At 45.8% G+C, this 22,132-nt stretch carries 19 protein-coding genes; 7 read left to right on the top strand and 12 right to left on the bottom strand.

Features of this window, described 5'->3' with window-relative positions; all coding sequences use genetic code 11:
* Positions 1-88: 88 nt before the first annotated feature.
* Both OCV50_RS15150 and OCV50_RS15145 read right to left on the bottom strand, forming a co-directional pair.
* The gene (locus OCV50_RS15150) at positions 89-676 is read right to left on the bottom strand and encodes a TetR/AcrR family transcriptional regulator (protein ID WP_261904758.1); all 588 of its coding nucleotides are present in this window, start codon (positions 674-676) and stop codon (positions 89-91) included.
* Between the two features lie 91 nt (positions 677-767).
* Positions 768-941 carry a hypothetical protein gene (locus tag OCV50_RS15145; protein ID WP_261904757.1) on the bottom strand — a complete coding sequence of 58 codons (174 nt, stop codon included), beginning with the start codon at positions 939-941 and terminating at the stop codon, positions 768-770.
* Positions 942-1,284: 343 nt separating this feature from the next.
* On the opposite strand from OCV50_RS15145, the gene OCV50_RS15140 reads away from it, so the two are divergent.
* Positions 1,285-3,264 carry a methyl-accepting chemotaxis protein gene (locus tag OCV50_RS15140; RefSeq protein ID WP_261904756.1) on the top strand — a complete coding sequence of 660 codons (1,980 nt, stop codon included), beginning with the start codon at positions 1,285-1,287 and terminating at the stop codon, positions 3,262-3,264.
* An 86-nt stretch (positions 3,265-3,350) separates the two neighbouring features.
* Here OCV50_RS15140 and OCV50_RS15135 read toward each other — a convergent pair whose 3' ends face one another.
* The 5 genes from OCV50_RS15135 to OCV50_RS15115 form a co-directional block, all read right to left on the bottom strand.
* Positions 3,351-4,094 carry a GntR family transcriptional regulator gene (locus tag OCV50_RS15135; protein WP_261904755.1) on the bottom strand — a complete coding sequence of 248 codons (744 nt, stop codon included), beginning with the start codon at positions 4,092-4,094 and terminating at the stop codon, positions 3,351-3,353.
* A gap of 127 nt (positions 4,095-4,221) precedes the next feature.
* Entirely contained in the window at positions 4,222-5,454 is a 1,233-nt protein-coding gene (locus OCV50_RS15130) for an L-lactate MFS transporter (RefSeq protein WP_261904754.1), read from the bottom strand.
* A gap of 63 nt (positions 5,455-5,517) precedes the next feature.
* The gene (locus OCV50_RS15125; protein WP_261904753.1) at positions 5,518-6,471 is read right to left on the bottom strand and encodes a PfkB family carbohydrate kinase; all 954 of its coding nucleotides are present in this window, start codon (positions 6,469-6,471) and stop codon (positions 5,518-5,520) included.
* On the bottom strand, positions 6,461-7,483 hold the full coding sequence (locus tag OCV50_RS15120) for an ADP-ribosylglycohydrolase family protein (protein WP_261904752.1): 1,023 nt from the start codon (positions 7,481-7,483) through the stop codon (positions 6,461-6,463). The genes OCV50_RS15125 and OCV50_RS15120 overlap by 11 nt, the downstream gene beginning before the upstream one ends.
* Before the next feature lie 75 nt (positions 7,484-7,558).
* On the bottom strand, positions 7,559-8,857 hold the full coding sequence (locus OCV50_RS15115; protein WP_261904751.1) for a nucleoside permease: 1,299 nt from the start codon (positions 8,855-8,857) through the stop codon (positions 7,559-7,561).
* A 360-nt stretch (positions 8,858-9,217) separates the two neighbouring features.
* On the opposite strand from OCV50_RS15115, the gene OCV50_RS15110 reads away from it, so the two are divergent.
* Positions 9,218-9,700, top strand: coding sequence for a hypothetical protein (locus OCV50_RS15110; RefSeq protein WP_261904750.1), 483 nt, complete (start codon positions 9,218-9,220; stop codon positions 9,698-9,700).
* A 44-nt stretch (positions 9,701-9,744) separates the two neighbouring features.
* On the opposite strand, the gene OCV50_RS15105 is transcribed toward OCV50_RS15110, so the two are convergent.
* Entirely contained in the window at positions 9,745-11,163 is a 1,419-nt protein-coding gene (locus OCV50_RS15105) for an aminotransferase-like domain-containing protein (protein ID WP_261904749.1), read from the bottom strand.
* A 118-nt stretch (positions 11,164-11,281) separates the two neighbouring features.
* Here OCV50_RS15105 and OCV50_RS15100 point away from each other — a divergent pair, with 118 nt between their 5' ends.
* A complete protein-coding gene (locus OCV50_RS15100; RefSeq protein WP_261904748.1) occupies positions 11,282-12,184 on the top strand; it encodes a DMT family transporter in 903 nt (300 codons plus the stop codon).
* Positions 12,185-12,301: 117 nt separating this feature from the next.
* On the opposite strand, the gene OCV50_RS15095 is transcribed toward OCV50_RS15100, so the two are convergent.
* The gene (locus tag OCV50_RS15095; protein ID WP_261904747.1) at positions 12,302-12,730 is read right to left on the bottom strand and encodes a DUF3010 family protein; all 429 of its coding nucleotides are present in this window, start codon (positions 12,728-12,730) and stop codon (positions 12,302-12,304) included.
* Positions 12,731-12,969: 239 nt separating this feature from the next.
* Here OCV50_RS15095 and OCV50_RS15090 point away from each other — a divergent pair, with 239 nt between their 5' ends.
* Entirely contained in the window at positions 12,970-14,607 is a 1,638-nt protein-coding gene (locus tag OCV50_RS15090; protein ID WP_239839194.1) for a methyl-accepting chemotaxis protein, read from the top strand.
* Positions 14,608-14,722: 115 nt separating this feature from the next.
* On the opposite strand, the gene OCV50_RS15085 is transcribed toward OCV50_RS15090, so the two are convergent.
* A complete protein-coding gene (locus OCV50_RS15085; protein WP_032553445.1) occupies positions 14,723-15,070 on the bottom strand; it encodes a DUF3316 domain-containing protein in 348 nt (115 codons plus the stop codon).
* Positions 15,071-15,349: 279 nt separating this feature from the next.
* Between OCV50_RS15085 and OCV50_RS15080 the strand changes: the two genes are divergently transcribed.
* A complete protein-coding gene (locus tag OCV50_RS15080) occupies positions 15,350-16,219 on the top strand; it encodes a LysR substrate-binding domain-containing protein (protein ID WP_239839193.1) in 870 nt (289 codons plus the stop codon).
* Complete coding sequence (locus OCV50_RS15075) at positions 16,219-16,893, top strand: endonuclease III domain-containing protein (protein ID WP_261904746.1); 675 nt, start codon at positions 16,219-16,221, stop codon at positions 16,891-16,893. Before OCV50_RS15080 ends, OCV50_RS15075 begins: the two co-directional genes overlap by 1 nt.
* A gap of 120 nt (positions 16,894-17,013) precedes the next feature.
* Here OCV50_RS15075 and OCV50_RS15070 read toward each other — a convergent pair whose 3' ends face one another.
* Positions 17,014-18,675, bottom strand: a complete 1,662-nt coding sequence (locus tag OCV50_RS15070; protein ID WP_261904745.1) for a methyl-accepting chemotaxis protein — start codon at positions 18,673-18,675, stop codon at positions 17,014-17,016.
* 351 nt (positions 18,676-19,026) lie between these two features.
* Here OCV50_RS15070 and OCV50_RS15065 point away from each other — a divergent pair, with 351 nt between their 5' ends.
* Positions 19,027-19,545, top strand: a complete 519-nt coding sequence (locus OCV50_RS15065) for an RNA methyltransferase (protein WP_261904744.1) — start codon at positions 19,027-19,029, stop codon at positions 19,543-19,545.
* Between the two features lie 126 nt (positions 19,546-19,671).
* Here the strand turns inward: OCV50_RS15065 and OCV50_RS15060 are convergent, their stop codons facing one another.
* Positions 19,672-21,732, bottom strand: coding sequence for an alpha-amylase family glycosyl hydrolase (locus tag OCV50_RS15060; RefSeq protein WP_261905211.1), 2,061 nt, complete (start codon positions 21,730-21,732; stop codon positions 19,672-19,674).
* Positions 21,733-22,132 lie beyond the last annotated feature (400 nt).

The raw sequence follows: 22,132 nt of genomic DNA, 5'->3' as shown, positions 1-22,132 counted from the left end.
TGCCGTTAGAGTGTTCGAATGTAGCAGGAAATAGAGGGTAGATTGGCTCTGTTAATAGAACTAATCTCAATCTCGTTATCAAATCACTTTATTTGAATGGATGGTGCTTAAAGATATCTTCAACCATGGTATTGAGAAGCTCTAAGTCATCGCAAGTCTTACCGTATGTACGCAAGCCCGCAATTTGCACCTGAACATGTCGAGCAAGATGCTTTGCATCACGATCTTGGCTAATTTCGCCAGCCTGTTGCGCTTCGATAACCAGCTTGGCAAATTCACCTTCCATAACCACTAGGCACTTTTTAGCTTCATCAAGTAGCTCTTGGTGTTCGTTGGTTAGCTCCGCGACTGTCTTGGCCAGCATACACATCCCATTGGGAGCGCTCTGCTTAGACTCTACAACAGCGCGTCGAACAAAGCTTTCTAGTGCTTTAAGTGGGGAGCTGCTCTCTTCACGCGCACGCTTTAGGTTGGTTTTGCCTAGCTCGGTGTAACGAGTCAATGTCTCTTTGAACAAGCCCTCTTTACTACCGAAAGTGGCGTAAATACTGCCTGGACGCATGTCGATCACATCTTGCAGATTGCGCATTGACGTGGCGTGAAAGCCTTTTTCCCAATAGAGATTGGTGGCTTTGTCGATCACATCTTGTCTATCGAATTTTGCTGTATTTGCCATTGGGTAACCTCAAAGACTTTGAACACGTGTTCAACATTTTAAGCAGGGTATGCGTGAGAGTAAAGGATCTCGCGATTTGGATGTGCTGAGATTAGCAATCCACGACTTCAACAGTTTTGTGTTCTGCGCCGTAGTAAGTCCCTTCATCAATGGCGTACATTAAGGTTGCATCGCATTCTGGGCAATCAAACTCTTCATTTGGTTCAATTGCTTCATCTTCAACCCAATCCCAACCAATATGCTCTTCACAAGAAGGACAATTCATACACTTGCCTCAATTTTATCTAATCAGTTTTTTGTCAGCGGCGCATTATACTCATCACGATCATGACTTCAACATGCACCACTATAATGCAACTTGTTGTTTACTGGGGCATGTGCGTATTGTGTTGTATGTCACTTATCGACTTATTAGGTAGTGTCGAGCTTCTAGAAACCAGATAAATCATTATGTTTTATAAACTTAGCTGTTATTTTGACCGGGTAACACCTTGAGATGGCACATTTATTGATTAATTTGATAATTACATGATCTCGCTAAAGGTGTACCAAGTAAGAAGTGTGCCACAGTCGGGATATAGAGATTTGTCAGCTGCTAGGAAAGGTTTATGAAACTAACGGACATGTCGTTCAAGCAAAAAATATTTGCTCTGCTTATTTTGCCCATACTTGGGTTTCTTTGGCTCAGTGCCTCCGCTATATCGCAAAGCGTGAATACATCGCAAGAGATGCAGACGCTCAATCAATTGACTCGCCTTTCTGTTGTCTACAGTGAGCTTGTTCATGAGCTGCAAAAAGAGCGCGGTATGACGGCGGGATTCTTGGGCGCGAAAGGCACAAAATTTGGAAAAGAGCTTAGCGACCAACGCAATCTGACCAATCAAAAGCGTTCTGTTCGTAATGAGTTTTGGCAATCACAAGCCATTGGCTTGCCAGAGATTACTCAATTGAATCAAACTATCTCTCAAGGGCTTAACCAAATTACGGACATTCGTCGTCAGGTGGATGCGCAAACCATCCCTTTAGGCCAAGCACTTGCTTACTACACACAGCTTAATGCCAAGCTATTGAGTGTCTCTTCTTTGATCGCAGATCTAAGCAGTGATTCGGTCATTACTCGTGAAACCATTGCTTACTATAACTTCCTGCAAGGTAAAGAGAGAGCGGGTATCGAACGTGCTGTATTGAGCAATACCTTCTCCAAGAATGAGTTCGGTGAAGGGATGCTGGTGAAATTCATTTCATTGGTGACTCAACAAGATACCTACTTCTCAAACTTTGAGGTGTTGAGTAACCCAGACAATGTCGCCTTTTTCGAACAACAGCTCAATGATAAAGCGGTCGATGAAGTAAAACGCTTGCGAGAGGTCGCTAAGTCAACCATGAGTGGTTTCGACACTGATCCTGTGTATTGGTTTGCTCAATCAACGGGCCGTATCGTAAAACTGAAGCAAACTGAAAACCATCTTGCGGATTCATTGATTAATCTTACCAAGTATAAAGCCCAACAAGCTCAAACTCAGATGCTGTTTAGTATTGCGTTGTTCGCAGTTGTGTCCTTGGTAGCGCTGTATGTAGGTATTAAAGTTATTAGAGACTTAACAACACGAGTGAGCAACTTAACCTCGGTAATGGCGAGCGTTCGTGATAGCAATGATCTGACGGTACGCGCGAAATATGAAGGCAGTAGCGAACTTGGTCAAATTGCGGCGTCTTTAAATTCGACGTTAGAGAAGTTTAAAGATGTGATGGATCAGTTATCTCACTCAAGTATGTCTTTGGCTTCTGCAGCAGAAGAGACATCGCAAACCTGTGACTACAATTCCCATGCATTGGTTGAGCAACAAGATCAAATTGGTTTAATCGCTACAGCCACTGAAGAGCTTTCTGCTACGGTGAACGAAGTGGCTGATAAGACTCAGCAAACCGCGGCTTCAGCACAAACCGCTGATCAGCAATCTAAGGTCGGGCTAGAAACGGTTCAACACTCTTACCACTCAATCGAGCATCTAGCGAATGAGATCAATGGCTTGGCAGAGAAGATCGCACATCTGAACGAGAGCAGCAGCAATATCAATAGCGTTATTGATGTGATTAAATCAGTCGCTGAGCAAACTAACCTCTTAGCATTGAACGCGGCGATTGAGGCGGCTCGTGCGGGTGAGCAAGGTCGTGGCTTTGCGGTGGTGGCAGATGAAGTGAGAACATTGGCGCAGCGCACTCAAGAGTCGACAGCAGAAATTGAGGGCTTCGTGACCGCACTGCAAACGGATGTTCAAAGTGCGTTTGACGTGATTGATAACAGCCAAAAGATGTCACAGAAAGCCGTGGAAGATTCACGTGATGTTGAGCAAAGTTTGCAGAGTATTTCTGATTCAGTCGGCGAAATATTCAGTATGGCTGAGCAGATTGCAACAGCGACGGAGGAGCAGGCGGTCGTGACTCAAGACATCGCGAAAAATGTCGTCTCCGTTGAGCAGAAATCGACAGAATCAACCACAGGTGCAACACAGATTGCTGTAACGGCACGTGACCAAGCAGAACTTGCCTCGTCACTGAAAACTCTGTCAAACGTGTTCAAGCGTTAGAGAATGCTTCAAATATAGAGCACCAAGATAAAGAAAAGGCCCGTGATTCATTCAGTCTCACGGGCCTTTTTTTATTCTAATGGCGGTTAGTCTTCGCTAACAAAGACATACATGTCACCACGACAATGGTTGATGCTGTATTCGATGGGCACGCCCTGTTTGTCGTAAGCGGTTTGCTCGATAAGCAGTACCGGAACGTTATTGTCGATAGCGAGCTTTTCAAGGGATTCTTGGGTCGGCATTTGCGCTGAAACACGACTCTGAGTCTTGGTTGGAGAGATGTCTTGGCTACGGAAATAATCGTACAGCGAAAGCTGGATCTCATCCGGGTTCTTGATTAGGTGAGCAGGGACGTATGACTCTTCAATCGAGACCGCTTGTTCATCAATGTAACGAACGCGCTTCAGCAAAAAGACCTGTTCATTCTCTTTAATGGAAAGTTTGGTCGCGATCTCTGACGAACACTCAATGACATCTTTTTTGATCCACAATGTGTCTGGTTTTTTGCCTTTCAAAACAGCCTGTTGAGAGAAGCCCGTTGCTTCTTTACCTGAGTATTCAACGGTTTCACTGATCATTGTGCCCAAACCGCGAGAACGAACTATCACGCCCTCTTTGTCCAATACATCTAGCGCCTTTCTTACCGTAATACGAGATACGCCCAACTTATCACTGAACTCTCGTTCGGTTGGAATGAAGTCTCCGCCTTTTAGAAGCTTCTGCTCTGTTGCCAGTTTGACTGAGTCGGCAATCTTTAGATAAAGCGGTGATTTATCTTTTTGCTCGATTCGGTTTTTAATGAGAGTTAGCAAAGGTTGGTAAGTGCTCATAAAGGTCTGTTTTCGCTTTTATATTTAATCGAAGTATACCTGAATTGCGAACGACGCAGAAAAAGAAATGTGCATTCAAGGGTGAAACATAGATTCCACCCTCGTTGGGTTGGTAAACCCGTTGGCGTTAAGCGACGGTATTGCTCGGCATGCGTTTCTGTGTAGCGGTAAGACTCTCTGTGGTGATTGGCTTAACTTGAAAAGTCAGCAAAACGGCAATGGAAACCAGTACCGCACAAACCCCATAAGCTAAGGTGTAGCTGCCGTACCAATCGATAGAGATCGCAGCAAGCATAGGGCCAATAAATCCGCCAATCCCCCAAGCTGTATAGAGCACTCCGTAGTTGGCTCCGAAGTTTTTCAAGCCATAGAGATCGGCCATGATCGACGGAAATACCGCTAATAAAGTTCCATATCCAATGCCAGCCAGTGCAGCTCCGAACATTAGAGTTGGGCTAGAGATAAACTGGCTAAAGGCGATCATATTGATGCTTTGCAATGCTAACGCAATCGCGAGTGTTTTGAGCCCGCCAATTTTGTCACTTAGCAGTCCTGAAACTAATCGGCCTGCTGAGTTAAAGATTGAGAGAGTGACCACCAAATACGCACCATGCAGGATATTAGCTTGCTCTGCAGCGATAGAGGTGATGTGAGCGATGATCATCAACCCTGCTGCAGCTCCAAATGCGTAGGTTAACCAAAGTAGATAGAACTGTTTGGTGCCGATCATTTCGCGCCATGCGTAATTACGCTGGCTGGCAGGTTTGTTCGGTTGTTCTCCTGTCCCTTGCGGTTGATAGTTTGCGGGTGGATTAGTAATGGAGCAAGCAAGAGGAAAGGCGATGGCGATAAGCCCTAAGCCGAGATACCTGAGACTAAGCTCTAACCCAAGAGTATCTATTAGGTAGCTGGTGAGAGGTGCCAAATAGATCGCTGCCAGTCCGAAAGCTGTCGCGAGTAGGCCGTTGACCATGCCCTTTTGTGACGAGTGGAACCATTTCATTGCGGTTGGATTTAGGCAGGCGTAAGCGAAGCCGATACCACCACCGGTGATAACACCGAAGCTCAAGTTTAAGTTAATGGGTGTTAACGAAAGGCTGGCTAACACCATACCAAGGCCCGCAAATAGAGTACCAGTCATCAGAACTCGCTTTGGGCCAATCTTGTCTTGAATGCGCCCGGCGACAAGTAAAGCAATCGATAGAGTGATGATGGTGATGGTGTAGGGCATTGAGGCTTGTGTGTTGTTCCAACCTTGCTCAACGAGTGCATTTTTAAACACACTCCATGTGTAGAGTACCCCAATACAGAGGTTGATCCCGCAACTGGCGAGTAAGATCTTTTTTGCTTTATTGTTCATGATAATGGCCGAGAGGGTATAAAAAAGGCCCAGCAAAACTGAGCCTGTAAGTGGAGGTAGGGGCTAATATTGTTCGAGGTAATGGGTGATTTGATTGACGTTCGGGGCACAATCGCCACCCACATGGCTCACCACATAGGATGCTACCGCATTACCAAGTAAGATTGCGTCGGCAAGTTCCCAATCAGATGCAAGGCCTGCGAGTACACCGCCTGCATGGGTATCCCCAGCACCAATCGTGTCTACCACCGTTGCTCTAAATGGCGCGACATTACCGTGGCCATCCTCTGTTGCGAACAGTGCGCCATCACTATCAATGCGTAAAATCAGCGGGCAGGCATATTCTTGGTGCCAATGTTCAATAAAGGTGTTCACTTCGCTCATGCCCAGAATCTCTGCCTCTTGGCGATTCAAGGAGATGATAGGTTTCAGAGCGAGCAATCTTTTAAACAGTGCTGGTGTTACGTCGCCAAGGCGCGGCCCAAAATCGATAAACAGATCAACAGTAGATGGCAGTTTTTCAAGCCATGAGACGATCTGTTCGCCGCACGCTGAAGAGAGCTGGTAGCCAGAAAGATAGATGATGGCATTGTCTTCAAGTGACAGCTGATTGAGCGTCTCAGCACTCCAGTTGTTCTCGACGCCACTCACTGACAAGAAGGTTCTCTCACCGTCAGGCTCAACAAGAGCCAAGCACCAACCGTTGTCTCCTGTGTTGTCTTTCAGGCTACTGTGGATGCCTTTTTCAGCCATGGATGTCGTGATGATATCAGCCCATTGACCTTGACCAATCGGTAGCGCATTGGTTGATTCAACCCCGAGTTGTTTTAGAGCAATCGCGATGTTCAATGCACAACCGCCAACGTGAATGCCTTTTTCGGTCAGCTCCACGTCGGTACCACGCTCTGGGAGTGCAGGTGTTTCGGTGACGATGTCGACGACCGCAGCGCCAATTAAACAAAGCTGACGTCTGTTTTTTAGAGTCGGAATAAGCGAAATAAGCGCGTTATGAGGCATACTCTTTCTCCTTAATTTCTCTTAGTCTCAAGAAGGTTGCAGCGTAGCCCGCGAAGTTGAGCTGGTTTTCATCATCAAGCTGTTTTTTAAGGTCAACATCGATAGATTGAATACCGTTCAGAGCGCCACAGATGGCTGTTGCCATTGCGCCAATAGTATCAGTATCGCCACCTAGGTTGGCACATAAGATGGCGCAGCGGTTAGGATCCGTTTCCGCAAGCTCTACCATAGCAATTGCAGCCGGTACTGACTCAATGGTGCTTACGCCAGCCCCTACCAAGTTGTAGATCTTTTCCATGCGCTCTTCAATACCGCTGTTTTCCGAAGCGACCATTAGACCAAGCTCGATTCTTGCTCCCATAGATGCACTGAAGGTAGTGATATTTTTGTTCTGCGCGGCATTGGCAATTGCTGGTAATTGATCCTTGATTGACGCCCAACTGTTCCCCTCAATTGCTTTGGATACAGCCCAAGCGATAGCAACCGCACCAGCAATCGCTACATCTGATTTGTGAGTTGGGCTAGAGGCCTTAGCGACTAAGTCGATGAAGTCATCCAAGCTTGTTGTTGGAACCAAGCATCCCATTGGGGAGACACGCATCGCAGCACCATTGGTTACGCCGTTATTTTCAAGCTCGTCGATTGAAGTGCCTTCTTTAATCGCTCGCATGGCAGCCTTTGAGCTTGGGCCGAAGATGTTTTTGTTGAATGCATCGAAGCCTTCAGCCCAGTTTAATACGTTGCGAGCAATGATCTCTGGTGAGATCTCACCGTCGCATTCGATGATAGCGTCAGCAAGAGCCAGCGCCATTGAAGTGTCATCCGTGAATTGGCAAGCATCAAAATAGCAAGCAGCGTTGTTTTCAGCAGGTCCCGGTAAGAAACGGTCAATCCAACCAAAGTGCGCTTTCACTCGGCTGCGTGGCCATAGCTCCGATGGCATACCCATAGAGTCACCTAGAGCTTGACCATAAAAAGTGCCTAAAATTCTGTCTTGTTTTGAAATGTTCATCTTACTTCACCAAAAATAGGTTATCTAAAAACTGCTCAGTCAGAAACTAGGGGGAGAGACTGAGCAGGTATAAAATTACGCTTGAGCTTTTTCTACTTGGGTTTGCTCTGAAGGGGTTCCATCGGGTTTGTTGTCGATATTGATTTCTTTAATCTCACCGTTTGGTTCACGGAAGAAATACATAAAGATAACCAAGATGACGGTAATCATGATGGCACCGAAGCCCCACATACCAGCCCAGTCAAACGTGAGTCCATTTTGTGGCTCGTCGTAAGCAAACATCTTCTCCATTAACACGCCACCTAAGCGGTAACCCAACAAGCTACCAATACCTTGGCAACCCAAAGTGATAAGGCCTTGCGCTGCGGTACGCATGTGCGCCGGTGCTTTCTTGTCCACGTAGATGTATGCCGTTACGAAATAGAAGTCGTAGCTCACACCGTGTAATAAGATGCCCGCGAACAATAGTGAGTACAGGTACCAAGTTTCTGCGCTACCGTAGACGAAGAATCCGTAGCGAACTGCTGCAGTAAAGAGACCAAGTAGTAATACCTTTTTAATACCAAATCGTTTGGTAAAGAACGGCAGTGCTAACATAAAGAAGATTTCAGAGAACTGACCCAGTGTCATCCAGCCCGTTGCATTGCTCATACCTACTTCGGTGAGGTAGCCATTTGCAAAGATGTAGTAGAACGCCAGTGGCATGCTGAACATGAAAGAACAAACGAAGAATGCTAAGAAGTTTTTGTCTTTCAAAAGCACGATAGCGTCTAGGCCAAGCATCACTTTAAGGCTCAGTTTGCCGGTACTTTTTGGCGGTGTGTCTGGCAGAGTCAGAGCAAAGATACCCAGTGCAGCAGAAGCAAGAGCTGTCAGAATCAGTGGGATATTGCTTGATGAGATATCGCCGTAACCCAACCAACCTGGTAAGAAGCCGATCGCAATACCAGAGGCAATCCAACCAATGGTGCCCATAACACGTATGCGCGGGAAGTCACGCTCAACATCTTCTACGTTCGAGAAAGCGATACTGTTGGTCAGTGCAATCGTCGGCATATAGGTCAATGAGTAAAGCAATAGAAGTGGGAAGAAGGTTGCGAACTCAGTTTGTTGTGCCGCCAAGTACATGAGCGCAGCACCAGCAATTAGCATGACAGAAAGTACTTTTTGAGCCGCAAAAAAGCGGTCAGTGATTGATCCTACTAGGATCGGTGACAGGATCGCGGCGATAGCGGTACAAGCGTATGACCAAGCGATCTCAGTTGGGGTAAATCCATTGGTATTGAGTATTTGCCACAAGGGAACAAACCAAGCTCCCCATATAAACCATTCAATGAACATCATTGAAGACAGTTTGAAGTTATTCGATTTCATTATTATGTCCTTTAGTACTGTAGGGTACGAAGAAGATGGTATTTCAAATGATAATACCAATACAATACCATTGAGATTGTTTTGTGATCTGATTATCAAAGAGACAGACGATCATTTAACTCCTTTGATCTTAGGTGAAGCGCTCTTGAATGCTCACTTATTGAGTAACTGATTGGTTTTAAGAAGAAACTTTGCGTTGTGCTGACAATTCGTTTCATTGACCCCTTAGAGTCTCCCGCGTTTTACGTTGTGCGTTACGTCTTGGCTCTGTTGGTCTCTTTTCACCTTTCATTTTGTTTTCCTTCAGAAGCCGCGACTGCAACAAATAATTGAACGACGTTTGAAATTTTAGGAGGAAGAATGAAGTACTTTGCGATCCCTGCTGTCATGCTCTCTGCATTTGCAATGAGCGCAGCGTTTGCGGTGAGTGATGAGGTGGAGCACTTCGTGAGCTTGGGTGCGCTTGATGGTTATACTGCGTTGAACAAGTCAGAGTTTACGCCTGCAGTTGGTTACCATGCGTTGGTTGATAATACTTATCGATGGAGTTTAGGGGCTGCGCATAGCATCAACTCTAACTACACAACCACCACAGGTTCTTATGACTACCTCTATAACCTGGATTCGAAGTGGGCGATATTTGGTGGCATTTCTGCAGGATATAGCTTCGCTAAGAGTGATGATGGCGTGCTGGCGGGTGGTCAATTTGGTTCAACCTTCGAGCCTGTAGAAAATATGAAGGTCGAGTTAGGCTACCGCATTCACGATACCCTAGAAAATTGGAAAGACAGGGATATGTCGAGAATCGAAGGTATCTACTTCGGTTTCAGTATGAAAGTGTAGCCACTGGTCACCGTCTTTGGTGACCAGTAGTTTGAAGCATAGAGCTACCCTGCGAGCTGCTTCGCAATCAATTTTGCTAATATCTCAATCCCTTCTCGCCACTCTTTGGTCTCTTCTAAGTTGGCGACGCTGAATCTAACACAGTGTTTGTATTGCTCGTGGGTGCCAAAAACGGTTCCCGGCAGGATTCCGAGTTTATACTCTAGGCAATCTAGATAGAGCTTGTAGCTGTCGAACGAATCGGGAAGGGTCAACCAAACCAGAAATGAGCCTTCAGCACGAGATAGGTGGTACCGCCCTTTGACCTCTGGGTATTGACTGAGTGATTCACATAACACCGAATGAAACTGCTTATGGTTGGTTTGGTAGAGGCGTTTCATTTTGGCGATATGGCTACGATATCGACCGGATGTCAAAAACTGCCCCACGGCAGACTGCATTAGGTTTGAGCTGCCCATATTATCGCATAACAGGAACTTCTCGATCTGTTGCTGATACTGCCCTGATAGCAGCCAGCCGATACGTAATCTTGAATCGAGTGTTTTTGATAACGAGTTCACGTAGATCACGCGGCCATCTTGGTCGAGTGCTTTTAAACTTGGCAATGGTGCGTCATAGGCTAGGCTGCCAAACACATCGTCTTCAATGATGGGCAGTTGCTTGGTTACCTCTAACAGCGCTTTTCTATTGTTTAACGGCATGCGAGAGCCCGTAGGGTTGGTGAAATTGGGCGTCACTAATATTGTTTTGACAGGCCATTTCTCAATCGCATCTTGTAAGGCGTTAATATCGATTCCCGAGTGAACGCTGCTTGGGATCTCTAACGCTTTGAGCCCCATGGATTCTAGCAACAATAGGTTACCAAAGTAGCATGGTGATTCGACTGCCACGATATCGCCAGGCTCGGTTAAGGCTCTTAGAGCGAGGCTTATTGCTTGCTGGGCACCGTGTGTGATCGCAATTTCGTTGGCGCTGACTGGTACGCCAATGTCTTGGGTGATCTTGAGGAGTTGTTTAACTAACTGGTCATCACCGGGAGGCAACTGGTAGTAGCCGGGTAGCTGCGCTTGAAGACGACTATGTCGGCCTATTTCGGCATACAGGCTTCGTATTGCAGGATTGTTGATATTAGGGTGTGCTGAGCCCGTTAGGAGCTTGAGTTTGCCATCAGGGCGTGACAGCACTGAGCGAGTAACTGATAACAGATCGACTTTCTGTGGGCGACTGCTTTTTTCGAACGTAGAGAGTCCGAGTTCCTGCACACGATAGCCAGATTTAGGTACAGAATAGATGAGCCCCGTTGCTTCGAGCTCTTGGTAGGCGCGAATGACGGTGTTTTTGCTCATGTTTAGTTGTGTGCTTAGTTGGCGAATAGACGGCAGGCGATCGTGAACATGCAAAACGCCACCTTCTATTTGGTTCTTAATGTGCTGTTCCACCGCCAAGTACTTGTTGATTCCCACTCACTTCTCTCCACTTACCAAATCTGTAACCATCTAAAACATTCAAACTGTATCTTTAATCTGTATCTGTACCCAATTAAGGTAACAGCATTGTTGAATAGTTGACCAGGGATTTGTCATGTTGATTAAATTTATTCCTTTTGTTTTCGTTATTTTATGGTCATCCGGTTTTGTAGGTGCGCGGTTTGGTTTGCAGTATGCGGAACCTGCGACCTTGTTGTCTCTACGCATGATCGCCAATGTCCTCTTATTCGTGCTTTTGATTGTGATACTCAAACGTAAAATGCCACGCGGCAGTGCGTTTTTTCACAGTTGTGTTGTTGGTGTACTGATTCACGGTTTCTATCTTGGTGGAACCTATCTGGCAATAGAGATGGGTATGCCTGCTGGGTTGAGTGCGCTCTTGGTTGGCATTCAGCCAATATTGACTGCGGTTATGATTGTGACGTTCACTGTTGAGCGCTTTAACTGGGCACAATGGTTAGGCTTGGTACTTGGCTTCTCAGGTATTAGCTTAGTGTTGATGGGTAACATTGAGTGGCAATCGGACACTCATAAAACGGAAGCAGTATTGCTGTGTGTTCTCGCATTAGTCGGCATTACCTTTGGCACTCTATATCAGAAACGTTTTTGCCAAGGTGTAGATATGGTGGGTAGTGCTATGGTTCAGTATTTCGCATCAGCTATCTTGTTTGTGCCCTATGCGATGAGCTTTGAGACTATGCAGGTTGATTGGACGGTGGAATTTTCGCTAACCATGGTTTGGCTAGTGGTGGTGTTGTCATGTGTCGCGATTTTGTTGCTGCTCTATATGGTGGAACACGGTGCAGCTTCGAGTGTGGCGTCTGTGTTCTATCTTGTGCCTCCGACGACGGCTATTCAAGCTTGGCTGATGTTTGGTGAATCCTTCGACCTTTACGGCGCGATAGGCTTTGCACTGGCGGCTATCGCGGTTTATCTGGTGGTGAAAAAGCCTGATCTATCCGTGGGCTTCAAGCGAAAGATGCAAGTGAGATTGTAAGCGACCGCTGATAAACCAACAAAAAAGAGCCCATCGGGGCTCTTTCAGTTTCTTCGATACTTTTCCGCTTTTTTGGTAGCTTTTTGCGTTTGGAAATGAGTATTTAAGAGTTGGGCGTTACGCCTTTTTCATCAAGCAAGCGTAAGCCGTTGTGAATGGCGCTTCTTGGTACTGTTTCAGGCCAGTCTCTTTGAACTTCATCATCAGTGGATTGTGCTTTAGGCTCTCTTTAATTGCTGCCGGCGATACCACTTCTACATCTAGGCCATCAATCAGTTGGATAGCTGCTTCTAGTTTGAAGCCGTGACCACCACCTGCGAATTTGCCTTTAGTTTGACGTTGGCGGATAACTACCTTCTCAACTTGGTAATCTTCCATCAGTTTAGCGAAAGAGAACTGGAAGTCTTTCATTTTCTGCGTGTCATTTGCATCGCTGATTGCGACTTTAGAAACGCGGCAATCAGGGATGTTGAACACACCATCTGAAAGAGAAAGTAGACAAATGATCGCATCATTACCTTTGATTTCAACGCCACAAATTTTCATGTTTTTACCTATCGATTTAACAGCCGTACATTATGGGTGGAATTGACTGATATCGCCAGTCAATTACGGGAATTAGGTGATGTTATTTGGTACGAACGTTTACATCTGGATGAGTTGTAATCGAACAAATTTGCGACAACGTTTGCTATGAGATCGACCTCACAAATTCGTAGCGCGAATTAATGCTTATACGATATATTATATGAATATCATTAAATATCGTATGGTTAAGAGGACCAATGAGTATCAACAACCTTTCCATCCGCAGTAAGATCGCGATTCCACTGCTGGTGATCGTTGCAGTTTTCTCTGCAGTGACTGTTATGAATGTGATTAAGTCGAACCAACAAGCGGCGATCAATCACGAACTGAATAATGTTGTGCAACCTGTTTTGGAAAACCTAGAAGATGGCTATCGTGATATCTATCAAGTCATCTCTGCGGCACAAGGCCTTTTGCTCGCTAAAGATCAAGCATCGATCGATTACCAGACTTTCGAGTTCAAAGACAATGCGTACAAAGCGGTTCCACGTTTTGAGAGCGTACAGAAGTTGTATGATGCTGGCGTTCTTGACCATTCGTCTCGTAATGAGCTGACCAAGTTAGTCTCTTCAATGAGCCGATGGGTTGAGTTGCATGAACCTATGTTTGCAGACCCTGAAAATGCTCAGGCTTATAACCGCGAATTCACACCTGTGCTGGATGCTGAGTTTGAAACCATTCGCAACCAACTTTGGTCTATCCGTTCACTTATCGAGAAGAAGCAAGCGGAATTGCGTCAACAAGCGGATGATTCGATTGAATCAAGCAAGATTGTTATTGAAGTCGGCATGGGTGTCGCGATTTTAGCAGCATGTTTTGCGCTATGGCTATCAAACCGCTTTATCGTGAAGCCTATCCAAGATGTAGAAAAAGCAATGAGTGAAATCGCCTCTGGTGATGGTGATCTGTCTCAGCGCATGAAAGTGGAAGGTAGTGATGAAATTGCGCGCCTGAGCGCCGCATTCAATGAGTTTGTTGGCAAAATCCATGTGACCGTTGAACAAGTGATCTTCGCTTCAAATGCAGTACGCTCAGAGATGGAAAACATTAAGTCTCTGACTCAGAGCGTGGCTGAGTTCTCGGCTAATCAACAGCAAGAGAGTGAAGTGGTTGCTGCTGCGGTACATGAAATGCAAGCGACCAGTGCCGCTGTGAGCGGTAATGCCCTGGATGCTGCAACAGCAAGTAACACGGCAACTCGTGAAGTTGAATCAACCAATAACACCTTGGCGTTAACAGTTGGTTCAATTGAACGTCTGGCAGATGACATTGAGAATGCAAGCGGTGTGGTTCATAACCTAGATACAGACGTGAAGAGCATTGCTTCGATCCTTGGTGTGATCAAAGGTATCGCCGAGCAGACTAACCTATTGGCTCTAAACGCGGCTATCGAAGCGGCACGTGCGGGCGAACAGGGGCGTGGTTTTGCTGTGGTTGCCGACGAAGTTCGTGCACTTGCAAGCAAAACTCAAGACAGCACGGGTGAGATTGAATCTATGATTGAACGCCTTGAGCAGGGAGCAAAGCAAGCGGTCAATGTGATGAATGAGAGTAAAGAGAGCGGTGAGAAAACCATTACTCAAGCTGAAACTGCCGCAGCATCTCTAGCTGAAATCAGCAGCTCAATCGGCATGATGAATGAGATGAACACTCAGATCGCAACGGCCGCTTCTCAGCAGTCTCATGTGTCTGAAGAAGTGAACCAAAATGTTCAACGCATTGCGGAAAGTACCGCTCAAATGGTTGAGATGGCAAGCAGTGCTGAGAATGCTTGTATGGCATTGGCTGAGCAGTGCGAATCACTAGACAGATTGGTATCTCAATTCGAAGTTTAGTGGTTGAACTGATTCAATATCTTCCTGTTGTAATGAATAGCAACTGACAGTAAAAATCAAAAAGCCCGCATTTACTTTCAACGTAAATGCGGGCTTTTTAATGGTTCAAACAAACCTAGCTGCTGCGACCGTCTTTGTAGGTGTAGCGATAGTCAACAGTGATTGCGGCTTGATAATGCACATCACCACTCATATTGGTGATCTTCTTCACTTCCATATTGGCATCATCAATTTTAAACGAATCATATTTGGTTGTGTTTCTGAACTGAGGCAGTTCTCTTGAAAGTTCAAAAGAACTCTTTGTGCTTAACTCTTCCATAAGGTTAGCTCCTGCATCGTATGCTTCCGCTTCGGTAACAAATGTATCTGACTTAAGCGTTGTTTCTAGAATTGCTGTTTTAGTTGCTGCAAACGCTGTTGTGCTTAGAACAAGTGTTGATGCAAGTACGATTAATTTCTTCATAGGAATACCTTACTTTTTGTGAGCACCAGTGTTTCGGTGCAGAACCAAGATACCAACCAAGTGGTACGACAAGTGTCAGGGGAGATGCTGTATTTGTAAGACAAAAGTAAGAATTGTCGTCGAATGTCAGAGCATCGTCCGAACAATAAATACGCAATTGAATGGCTGGATATCAATAGTGCCGATGCGTGAATCAAGATGACTTAAATACGTTAATTCAATAGACTTAACAGACGATGTTAGTGAACAGAAACAGATTATCTAAAAGACAGGTGTAGTATGGCGAATTGGGAAGGGGTGAGTGAATTCGTAGCAGTGGCCGAGCGAGAGAGCTTTACTGGTGCTGCCAATAAACTATCGACCTCCGTTGCGCAGATAAGCCGTCGTGTCGCTAGCTTGGAAGAGCGACTAGCCGTTAAATTATTCAATCGAACTACGCGAAAAGTTTCTTTAACTGAAGCCGGTCAGCTTTACTATCAACAGTGTAAGCAGCTTGTCGAAGGGTTGGAGTTAGCAGAGCTTGCAGTCACGCAGATGCAATCGACGCCAAAAGGTCTACTTAAAGTGACGGCCCCTGTTACCTATGGCGAACGCCAACTTGCTCCTTTGCTGCATCAGTTTTTAGCTCTGTACCCACAGGTCGAACTTGAGTTGATGTTAACCAATCAAAAGTTGGATCTCATTGACTCAGGGGTCGATGTTGCGATTCGTTTGGGTCGATTGGAAGATTCAAGCCTGGTGGCAAAGCGCCTTTCTCAAAGGCAACTCTACGTCTGTGCTAGCCCTGGCTACATTGAACATTATGGCGAACCACATACTTTATCTGAGCTTTCCAATCATCAGTGTTTAGTCGGTGGCTTCGAGCACTGGCGTTTTAAAGAGAATGGTCAGCCACGATCAGTACGTGTTAATGGAAGAATTAAGTGTAATAGTGGCTTAGCGCTTTTAGATGCCGCAAAGCAGAGCATTGGTTTAGTGCAGTTACCTGAATACTACGTTAGCGATGATCTAGAGTCTGGGGAATTGGTTGAAGTGTTGTCCGATTTCCGAGACGACAAAGAGGGGATCTGGGCGCTTTATCCGCAAAACCGTAACCTATCTTCGAAAGTCCGTCTGCTGGTGGATTTTCTCGCCGAGAACCTAGATTAATGAATACCGAGCCAGTGACGGAACACGATGCTCGACTGATTCGAGGTGTGTTTCATAGCCTTGAAGAGCACTATGGTTGGTTCGATTGGTGGCCAACCAGCGACCCCTATCAGATCATGATGGGAGCGATTCTCGTCCAAAATACCAACTGGAAGAATGCAGAAAAAGCGCTCGATAATTTAGGAAAAACGATCGCTCCACAGCAAGTTGCAGATATGGAACTTGCTACATTAGCACAAGCCATTCGCTCAAGTGGTTACTATAACCAAAAGGCGCTCAAACTGAAGGCGATGACGCAGTGGTTTGCTGATTACAACTACGATATTCAAGCTGTACGCGCACAAGATACCGAAGTATTGAGAAAACAACTGCTAGCGGTTAAAGGTATTGGTGGCGAAACGGCAGACGCGATTTTAGTGTATGCGATTGGGAAAGCGTCGTTTGTGATTGACGCGTACGCGAGAAGAATCTTTGAGCGAAATGGTTTGGTTGTCCCCAAGTCGTATGAGAAGTTTCATGACTTGATGGAGGCTGTGATTCCTCCAAACACAAAAACCTACGGGTATTACCACGGTCTGCTGGTGGAGCATGGTCAGCAGTTTTGTCACCCCAAACCAAAATGTGAACAATGTCCTTTAGTCGATCAATGCAAAGGTGCATTTATAACTTATTGATCGATCAGCAGCTCTCTAACCGTCTTCTTGTCTGAGTTGAACATAGCTGACTCCTTACATAGTAAAACGCCCTTACTAAAGCGTAAGGGCGTTATTCAATGTGCTTGCTTAAGGGTAAGACTAAACCGTGAATCTATCGACTAAATGATACAGCTCATTCGCTCGGTTATTGAGGTTTTGGCTGCCCGCACGGTTTTCATTCGCCAGTGTTGCGGATTGAGAGCTAGAGTCTGATATCACTACCACACGTTGTGAAATCTCCTGACCAACAATATTTTGCTCTTCAGTCGCCGTTGCGATGAGAGAGTTCATGTCCATGATGGTATCAATCGACGCCTGAATTCTTGCTAGTGCTTCAGCGGCTGCATTGGCTTCTTCTACTGTTTGAGCACTGCGATTTTGGCTTGAGTCCATTGCTTTTACAGCGGCATCAGAAGCGGCTTTCAGTTGTTCGATCATCGTGTGGATTTCGCCGGTACTTTCTTGAGTACGGCTCGCCAGTTTACGAACTTCATCGGCAACCACAGCAAAGCCACGTCCTTGCTCACCTGCACGTGCCGCCTCAATAGCAGCGTTCAATGCCAATAGGTTGGTTTGTTCTGCGATGTCTTGGATAACCGCCAAAGAAGACGAGATGTTTTGTACGTCACCTTCAAGTTGTGAAACTACCGTGTTCGCTTCTGACACTTCAGAGGCTAACCCAGCCACAGACTCCGCGGCTGCATTCACAATCTCTTGAGCTTCACGAGCGTTGGTTTCTGCCTGCTTCGCCGAGTTGGCAGCTTGGCTTGCATTGCTTGAAATCTCTTGTGCTGTCGTTGTCATCTCTGTCATCGCAGTCGCAACTTGTTCCGTCTCTTCACGTTGACCTACCGCTAGTTCGTCTACTTGAGCGGCGCGAGCTGACATACTATTGGTTTCGTTAACCACCTGTTGACCCACATCGCTGACACTACGAATGATAGTTTGCAGGCTGGCAACAAACGCATTGAAGTTGTCACTTAAACGAGCAAACTCAGGAGCGCGGAACGGTTCCATACGAGCTGTCAGATCAGCTTCACCGCTTGCAAACGAGCTAATAGAGCGATCCAGTTGCTCGATTGGCTTCATAATGGTTCGGTTAATTCCCACCGCGAAGACCGCGACGATTGCAGCGATCAGGCCACAGAATAGAGTGATCGCAGTGATCGTGCTCTGTAGTGCTTGGTTTGAGCTCGTTTCCATCTCAGCAATCACAGCATCAATGTCATCGGTGTAGAAACCAGTACCGAGCATTAAGTCCCATTGAGGAATAAATACCGAGTAACTCAGTTTTGGTAGAGCTTCTGTTTCACCCAATTTAGGGAAGTAATAAGTGGTAAATTGTCCGCTCTTCGAGTTCCTGATTAGGTCTTGAATCAGGTAGTTACCTTTTTTGTCTTGCAGGTTGAAGTAGTTCTTGCCAATACCATCGGTACTTTGACCAACCACAACACGCACACCTTTAGAGTCGTAGCCAAAGATGTAGCCTGACTCGCCATACTCAAGCTTGCGCAGGGTTGGTAGGGCTTCTTCCAACGTTGCACCGCGCTCTAAGAAGGGAGCGATCGATGACTCAGCCATTTGAAGGTAAGACTTCAGCTCTTTCTGCTTCATCTCCATCATATTGGTGCGAGTAGAGTTGACCTGCTCAGCGGTGAGTTCGGTTGTCTTTAAATAGCTTACGTAAATCATTCCCAGCGTCATAAAGAGGAGAGGGATAAAAGACAAAATATAGAGGCGGTTTCTGATGGTTAGACTCATAAAGACTTCCTACTGCAGAGATATTGTTTTTTATTAGGTCATAAGACCGATTGAACAGATGTAGCTTTGCGACACACTGCTCAAAAAATGGTACATATCGTTTTACAGTATTTGTCTGTTTAAAAAATGTAAATGCGCCATTGGTCTAAACGTTACGTTTGCATAGTTTTGTTCTATAAATTTGACAGCGATTAACTTTTTTCTGAATGTGTGAGTAATGTACTCAGCGTAAGTGAGAGCAGGAGAGTGAAGAGGATTGCGTAAGAACTTTTGATAGCTTGAATGCTTTGCTAGAATGCGGCGCTCTGTGACAATCCAGTCACATCGTTATTGATTTAAGTGAGTACATTCATGAAGAAAAGCCAGGTGACGATTGGTTTAACTAACCCGAAAAGCCCGACCAATGTTGGAGCAGTGATGCGAGCTGCAGGCTGTTATCAAGTGGATGAAGTTAAGTACACAGGTCAACGTTATGAAAAGGCAGCGAAATTTCATACCGATACGAAGAGTGCAACACGCAATATTCCACTGGTAGGGGTTGATTCATTTCTTGATGACCTTCACCCAGAAACTCAAATTGTCTGTGTTGAATTAGCAGAGGGGGCGACGCCACTGCCAAGATTTCAGCACCCAGAAAACGCCATTTATATCTTCGGCCCAGAAGATGGTTCGATTTCTCAAGATGTTGCTGATCGTGCTGACCACGTTGTATATGTGCCAACAGTAGGCTGTATGAACTTGGCGGCGACAGTGAATGTACTTCTGTACGATCGACTTGCTAAGTCTGATGATATGGATGAGAGCAACGAGCTGATTAAAAAGAGCCGTGATAACCGCAATCACCTACAAGTGAAAGAGAAAGCGGTTTAAACATCGATAAAAGAATCGGCTAGTTCATTACGGCGGGGAACCGGAATGAAGCTAGCCGATTGCTGCTTATAACGTCATGTTTTAACTATTAGTTCATAATGCTTAATTTATGATGTTCTCACTGAGTTAAGGACACTTAGACGCCATAACTTGTAATGGTTGTCCTGCTTCATCGAACTTCAAGCTCCAAACATACTTTCCGGCGTCACGGATCGTCACAGCCGTATCTTTACCGTAACCGCCTTTTGTTAGCGCGGCCTCTTGACCGAGTTTGATGCTAAGCCCATCAGCCGTGTATTGCGGAGACCAAGACTTAGACGCATATTGCATGCGGTAGCTACCTGGCTTCTCATTGGTCACAACCTGATAGGTATTGTCGCCACGGTAAGTGAAAGCTCTCCCTTCTTTGTGTTTCCAGCCTGAGTCAGCGAAGTTGCCCACGACGTATAGCTTGCTGTTTACTGGGCCTGCTTCAGATACGACAGGGTTGTCACACTGAGCCATAAAGCCTTGTCCAGATACAGGTGCAGCAGCTGTTACAGCAGCGACAGGTCCAGCCGCACTTGGCTTATCGACATTTAAGAATCGACCTTCAAATGGTGCGAGCTCAACTTGGTAGCTGTCACCAGAAGCGGTGATTTTCTCTTGAGAAAGTAAGTCGCTCAGTTCGGCTTCAGATCCTGTTTGTTCCTTGGTTAGCTCCAACGTGTACGCCTTATCCGTTACGTTGACAGCATAGATGATAGCTTCGTTTTTGGTTGCCTTGTGGTCGACGTAAACGGAATCATTGGCAAGTAAATGAGTGCGTTTACCCTGAGATAGTGCAGAGTGATCTTGGCGAAGCGTCATCAATGTCGTGACATATTGCTTGAGATCTTGCTCGCGAGCATTGAGGTCAGCAGTGACTCCTTCCACTTTGCCGCTGGTACGCGCTACGTGGTCGTCACACAGTCCTGGAATGGCACAATCTTCCCATACCTTATCTGCAAATCCATCCAATTGATCGCCAATCTCATCACCGTAGTACGTTGTGATCGGGCCTGTATAAGCAGCTTGGAAAGAGAAAGCTGCTTTGTATCGTTGCCAATATTCATCGTCTTCTGGTGATGCGATATCGCCACGTTGCAGTAAGTCACCAAAACGAACTAAGTCGTGGTTACCAATCATAAGGTTTGGTTTTGCGTGGTCTGGGTATAACGAGTGCAGTGACATACCTTCAGCCAACCATTCGCCACCTTTTCCACCGACACCGGCTTCGTTGACTGCAAAGGTTTCTGTTAAGCGGTAACGTACTGGGAAATCAAACGCTGAACAGAGTGCTGGAGCGCTATCGCTACCATAACCTGTTTCAATAATTCGGTTTTCGCCCGCCCAAATCTCAGCGACCATATAACCAAGTGGATTAACGGTTTCACCCTCTGAGTTCACGTACTCAACTTCAGCCGAGGCGACATCGACGCTTTTACGAATTTCCGCCCATGCATCTTTTGGTACTTGATAGGCTTGGTCTAGACGCCAACCATCAATTTTAAGCTCCTTGATCCAATAAGTAGCAACCTCTTTGTAGAACTCTAAACTCTCTGGATAAGCGACTGGGTTGTTCTCACCTTGTGGTAGTTTGCCTGTTGGTGATGGCGTGACATTACCTTTGTGGTGTCCAAACACGCCATCAAAGAACACGTATAAGCCACGCGCGTGAGCCTCTTCTACGAGCTGTTTGGCTTGCTCTAATGTACCGAACCTAGGGTCGATGCTGAAATAATCCGTTGCGAAGTAGCCGGTTGCATCTAGTCTATCCGCCCAATGGTCTTGCCCTGCAACAGGTTCAGAGTTGAAGATCGGAGTGAGCCAAATACCGTTCATACCCAGTGATTCGATGTAATCGAGCGAGTCAATGATGCCTTGAATGTCACCTTTGTGGTGGCTAGTGCCGTAGCCGGTACCGTGTCCAATCGAATTGTCGCCATTCACAAAACTTTCGACCATCACTTGGTAAATGCGTAGGTCATTAATTTCAGCGCTGTGTGTGGTTTGACATTGGTAGGCATTGAGGTCGACCTGTTCAGAGGTCTCGGTTGTTGATTGGCATCCAGCTAAGAGCGCTACAGAAACCGCTAAAGCCGTCGTGGTTAGGGTGCGTTTCACGTTTAAGTCCTTATTATTGTGTTTTGCTTCATTATTAACCAAGTAAAACAGAGGCAAATCATCCATAAATCAAAGGCCTAAGGATGAGAAAAAGGGCTGAGAGATCTCAATCACAATATATTTACATTTCACTGCGCAGAGTATGATTTGGTGCAAAATTATTCACCGATTAAAGGTATGTGGTGAAGTAAAAATAGTTTGTTTGTGCATCCATCAAATAGAACCTTTGCTCAAGACATTTTTGGTTCTGTCTACGGGGTCACTTTTCGCTATCTCAAAATGCACAGTCAGCACTTTATAAATAAATTGTTATGGTGTTTTATGTGAAATGTTAATGATTGTGTGCGGTTTCATTGTTTATCTAAAACAATACGCGTGGTTGGCGTGGCTTATTTAACAACCCTAACTCTTTGAATCATTGACGTTTACTGTGAAATGTTCG

This window comes from Vibrio fortis, assembly GCF_024347475.1.
Taxonomy (GTDB): Bacteria; Pseudomonadota; Gammaproteobacteria; order Enterobacterales; family Vibrionaceae; genus Vibrio; species Vibrio fortis.
This window is presented reverse-complemented; position numbering and strand designations above follow the sequence as displayed.

Coding starts and splice junctions, on each gene's coding strand:
- OCV50_RS15150 (WP_261904758.1), bottom strand. CDS start 676: ATGGCAAATACAGCAAAATTCGATAGACAAGATGTGATCGACAAAGCC.
- OCV50_RS15145 (WP_261904757.1), bottom strand. CDS start 941: ATGAATTGTCCTTCTTGTGAAGAGCATATTGGTTGGGATTGGGTTGAA.
- OCV50_RS15140 (WP_261904756.1), top strand. CDS start 1,285: ATGAAACTAACGGACATGTCGTTCAAGCAAAAAATATTTGCTCTGCTT.
- OCV50_RS15135 (WP_261904755.1), bottom strand. CDS start 4,094: ATGAGCACTTACCAACCTTTGCTAACTCTCATTAAAAACCGAATCGAG.
- OCV50_RS15130 (WP_261904754.1), bottom strand. CDS start 5,454: ATGAACAATAAAGCAAAAAAGATCTTACTCGCCAGTTGCGGGATCAAC.
- OCV50_RS15125 (WP_261904753.1), bottom strand. CDS start 6,471: ATGCCTCATAACGCGCTTATTTCGCTTATTCCGACTCTAAAAAACAGA.
- OCV50_RS15120 (WP_261904752.1), bottom strand. CDS start 7,483: ATGAACATTTCAAAACAAGACAGAATTTTAGGCACTTTTTATGGTCAA.
- OCV50_RS15115 (WP_261904751.1), bottom strand. CDS start 8,857: ATGAAATCGAATAACTTCAAACTGTCTTCAATGATGTTCATTGAATGG.
- OCV50_RS15110 (WP_261904750.1), top strand. CDS start 9,218: ATGAAGTACTTTGCGATCCCTGCTGTCATGCTCTCTGCATTTGCAATG.
- OCV50_RS15100 (WP_261904748.1), top strand. CDS start 11,282: ATGTTGATTAAATTTATTCCTTTTGTTTTCGTTATTTTATGGTCATCC.
- OCV50_RS15095 (WP_261904747.1), bottom strand. CDS start 12,730: ATGAAAATTTGTGGCGTTGAAATCAAAGGTAATGATGCGATCATTTGT.
- OCV50_RS15090 (WP_239839194.1), top strand. CDS start 12,970: ATGAGTATCAACAACCTTTCCATCCGCAGTAAGATCGCGATTCCACTG.
- OCV50_RS15085 (WP_032553445.1), bottom strand. CDS start 15,070: ATGAAGAAATTAATCGTACTTGCATCAACACTTGTTCTAAGCACAACA.
- OCV50_RS15080 (WP_239839193.1), top strand. CDS start 15,350: ATGGCGAATTGGGAAGGGGTGAGTGAATTCGTAGCAGTGGCCGAGCGA.
- OCV50_RS15075 (WP_261904746.1), top strand. CDS start 16,219: ATGAATACCGAGCCAGTGACGGAACACGATGCTCGACTGATTCGAGGT.
- OCV50_RS15070 (WP_261904745.1), bottom strand. CDS start 18,675: ATGAGTCTAACCATCAGAAACCGCCTCTATATTTTGTCTTTTATCCCT.
- OCV50_RS15065 (WP_261904744.1), top strand. CDS start 19,027: ATGAAGAAAAGCCAGGTGACGATTGGTTTAACTAACCCGAAAAGCCCG.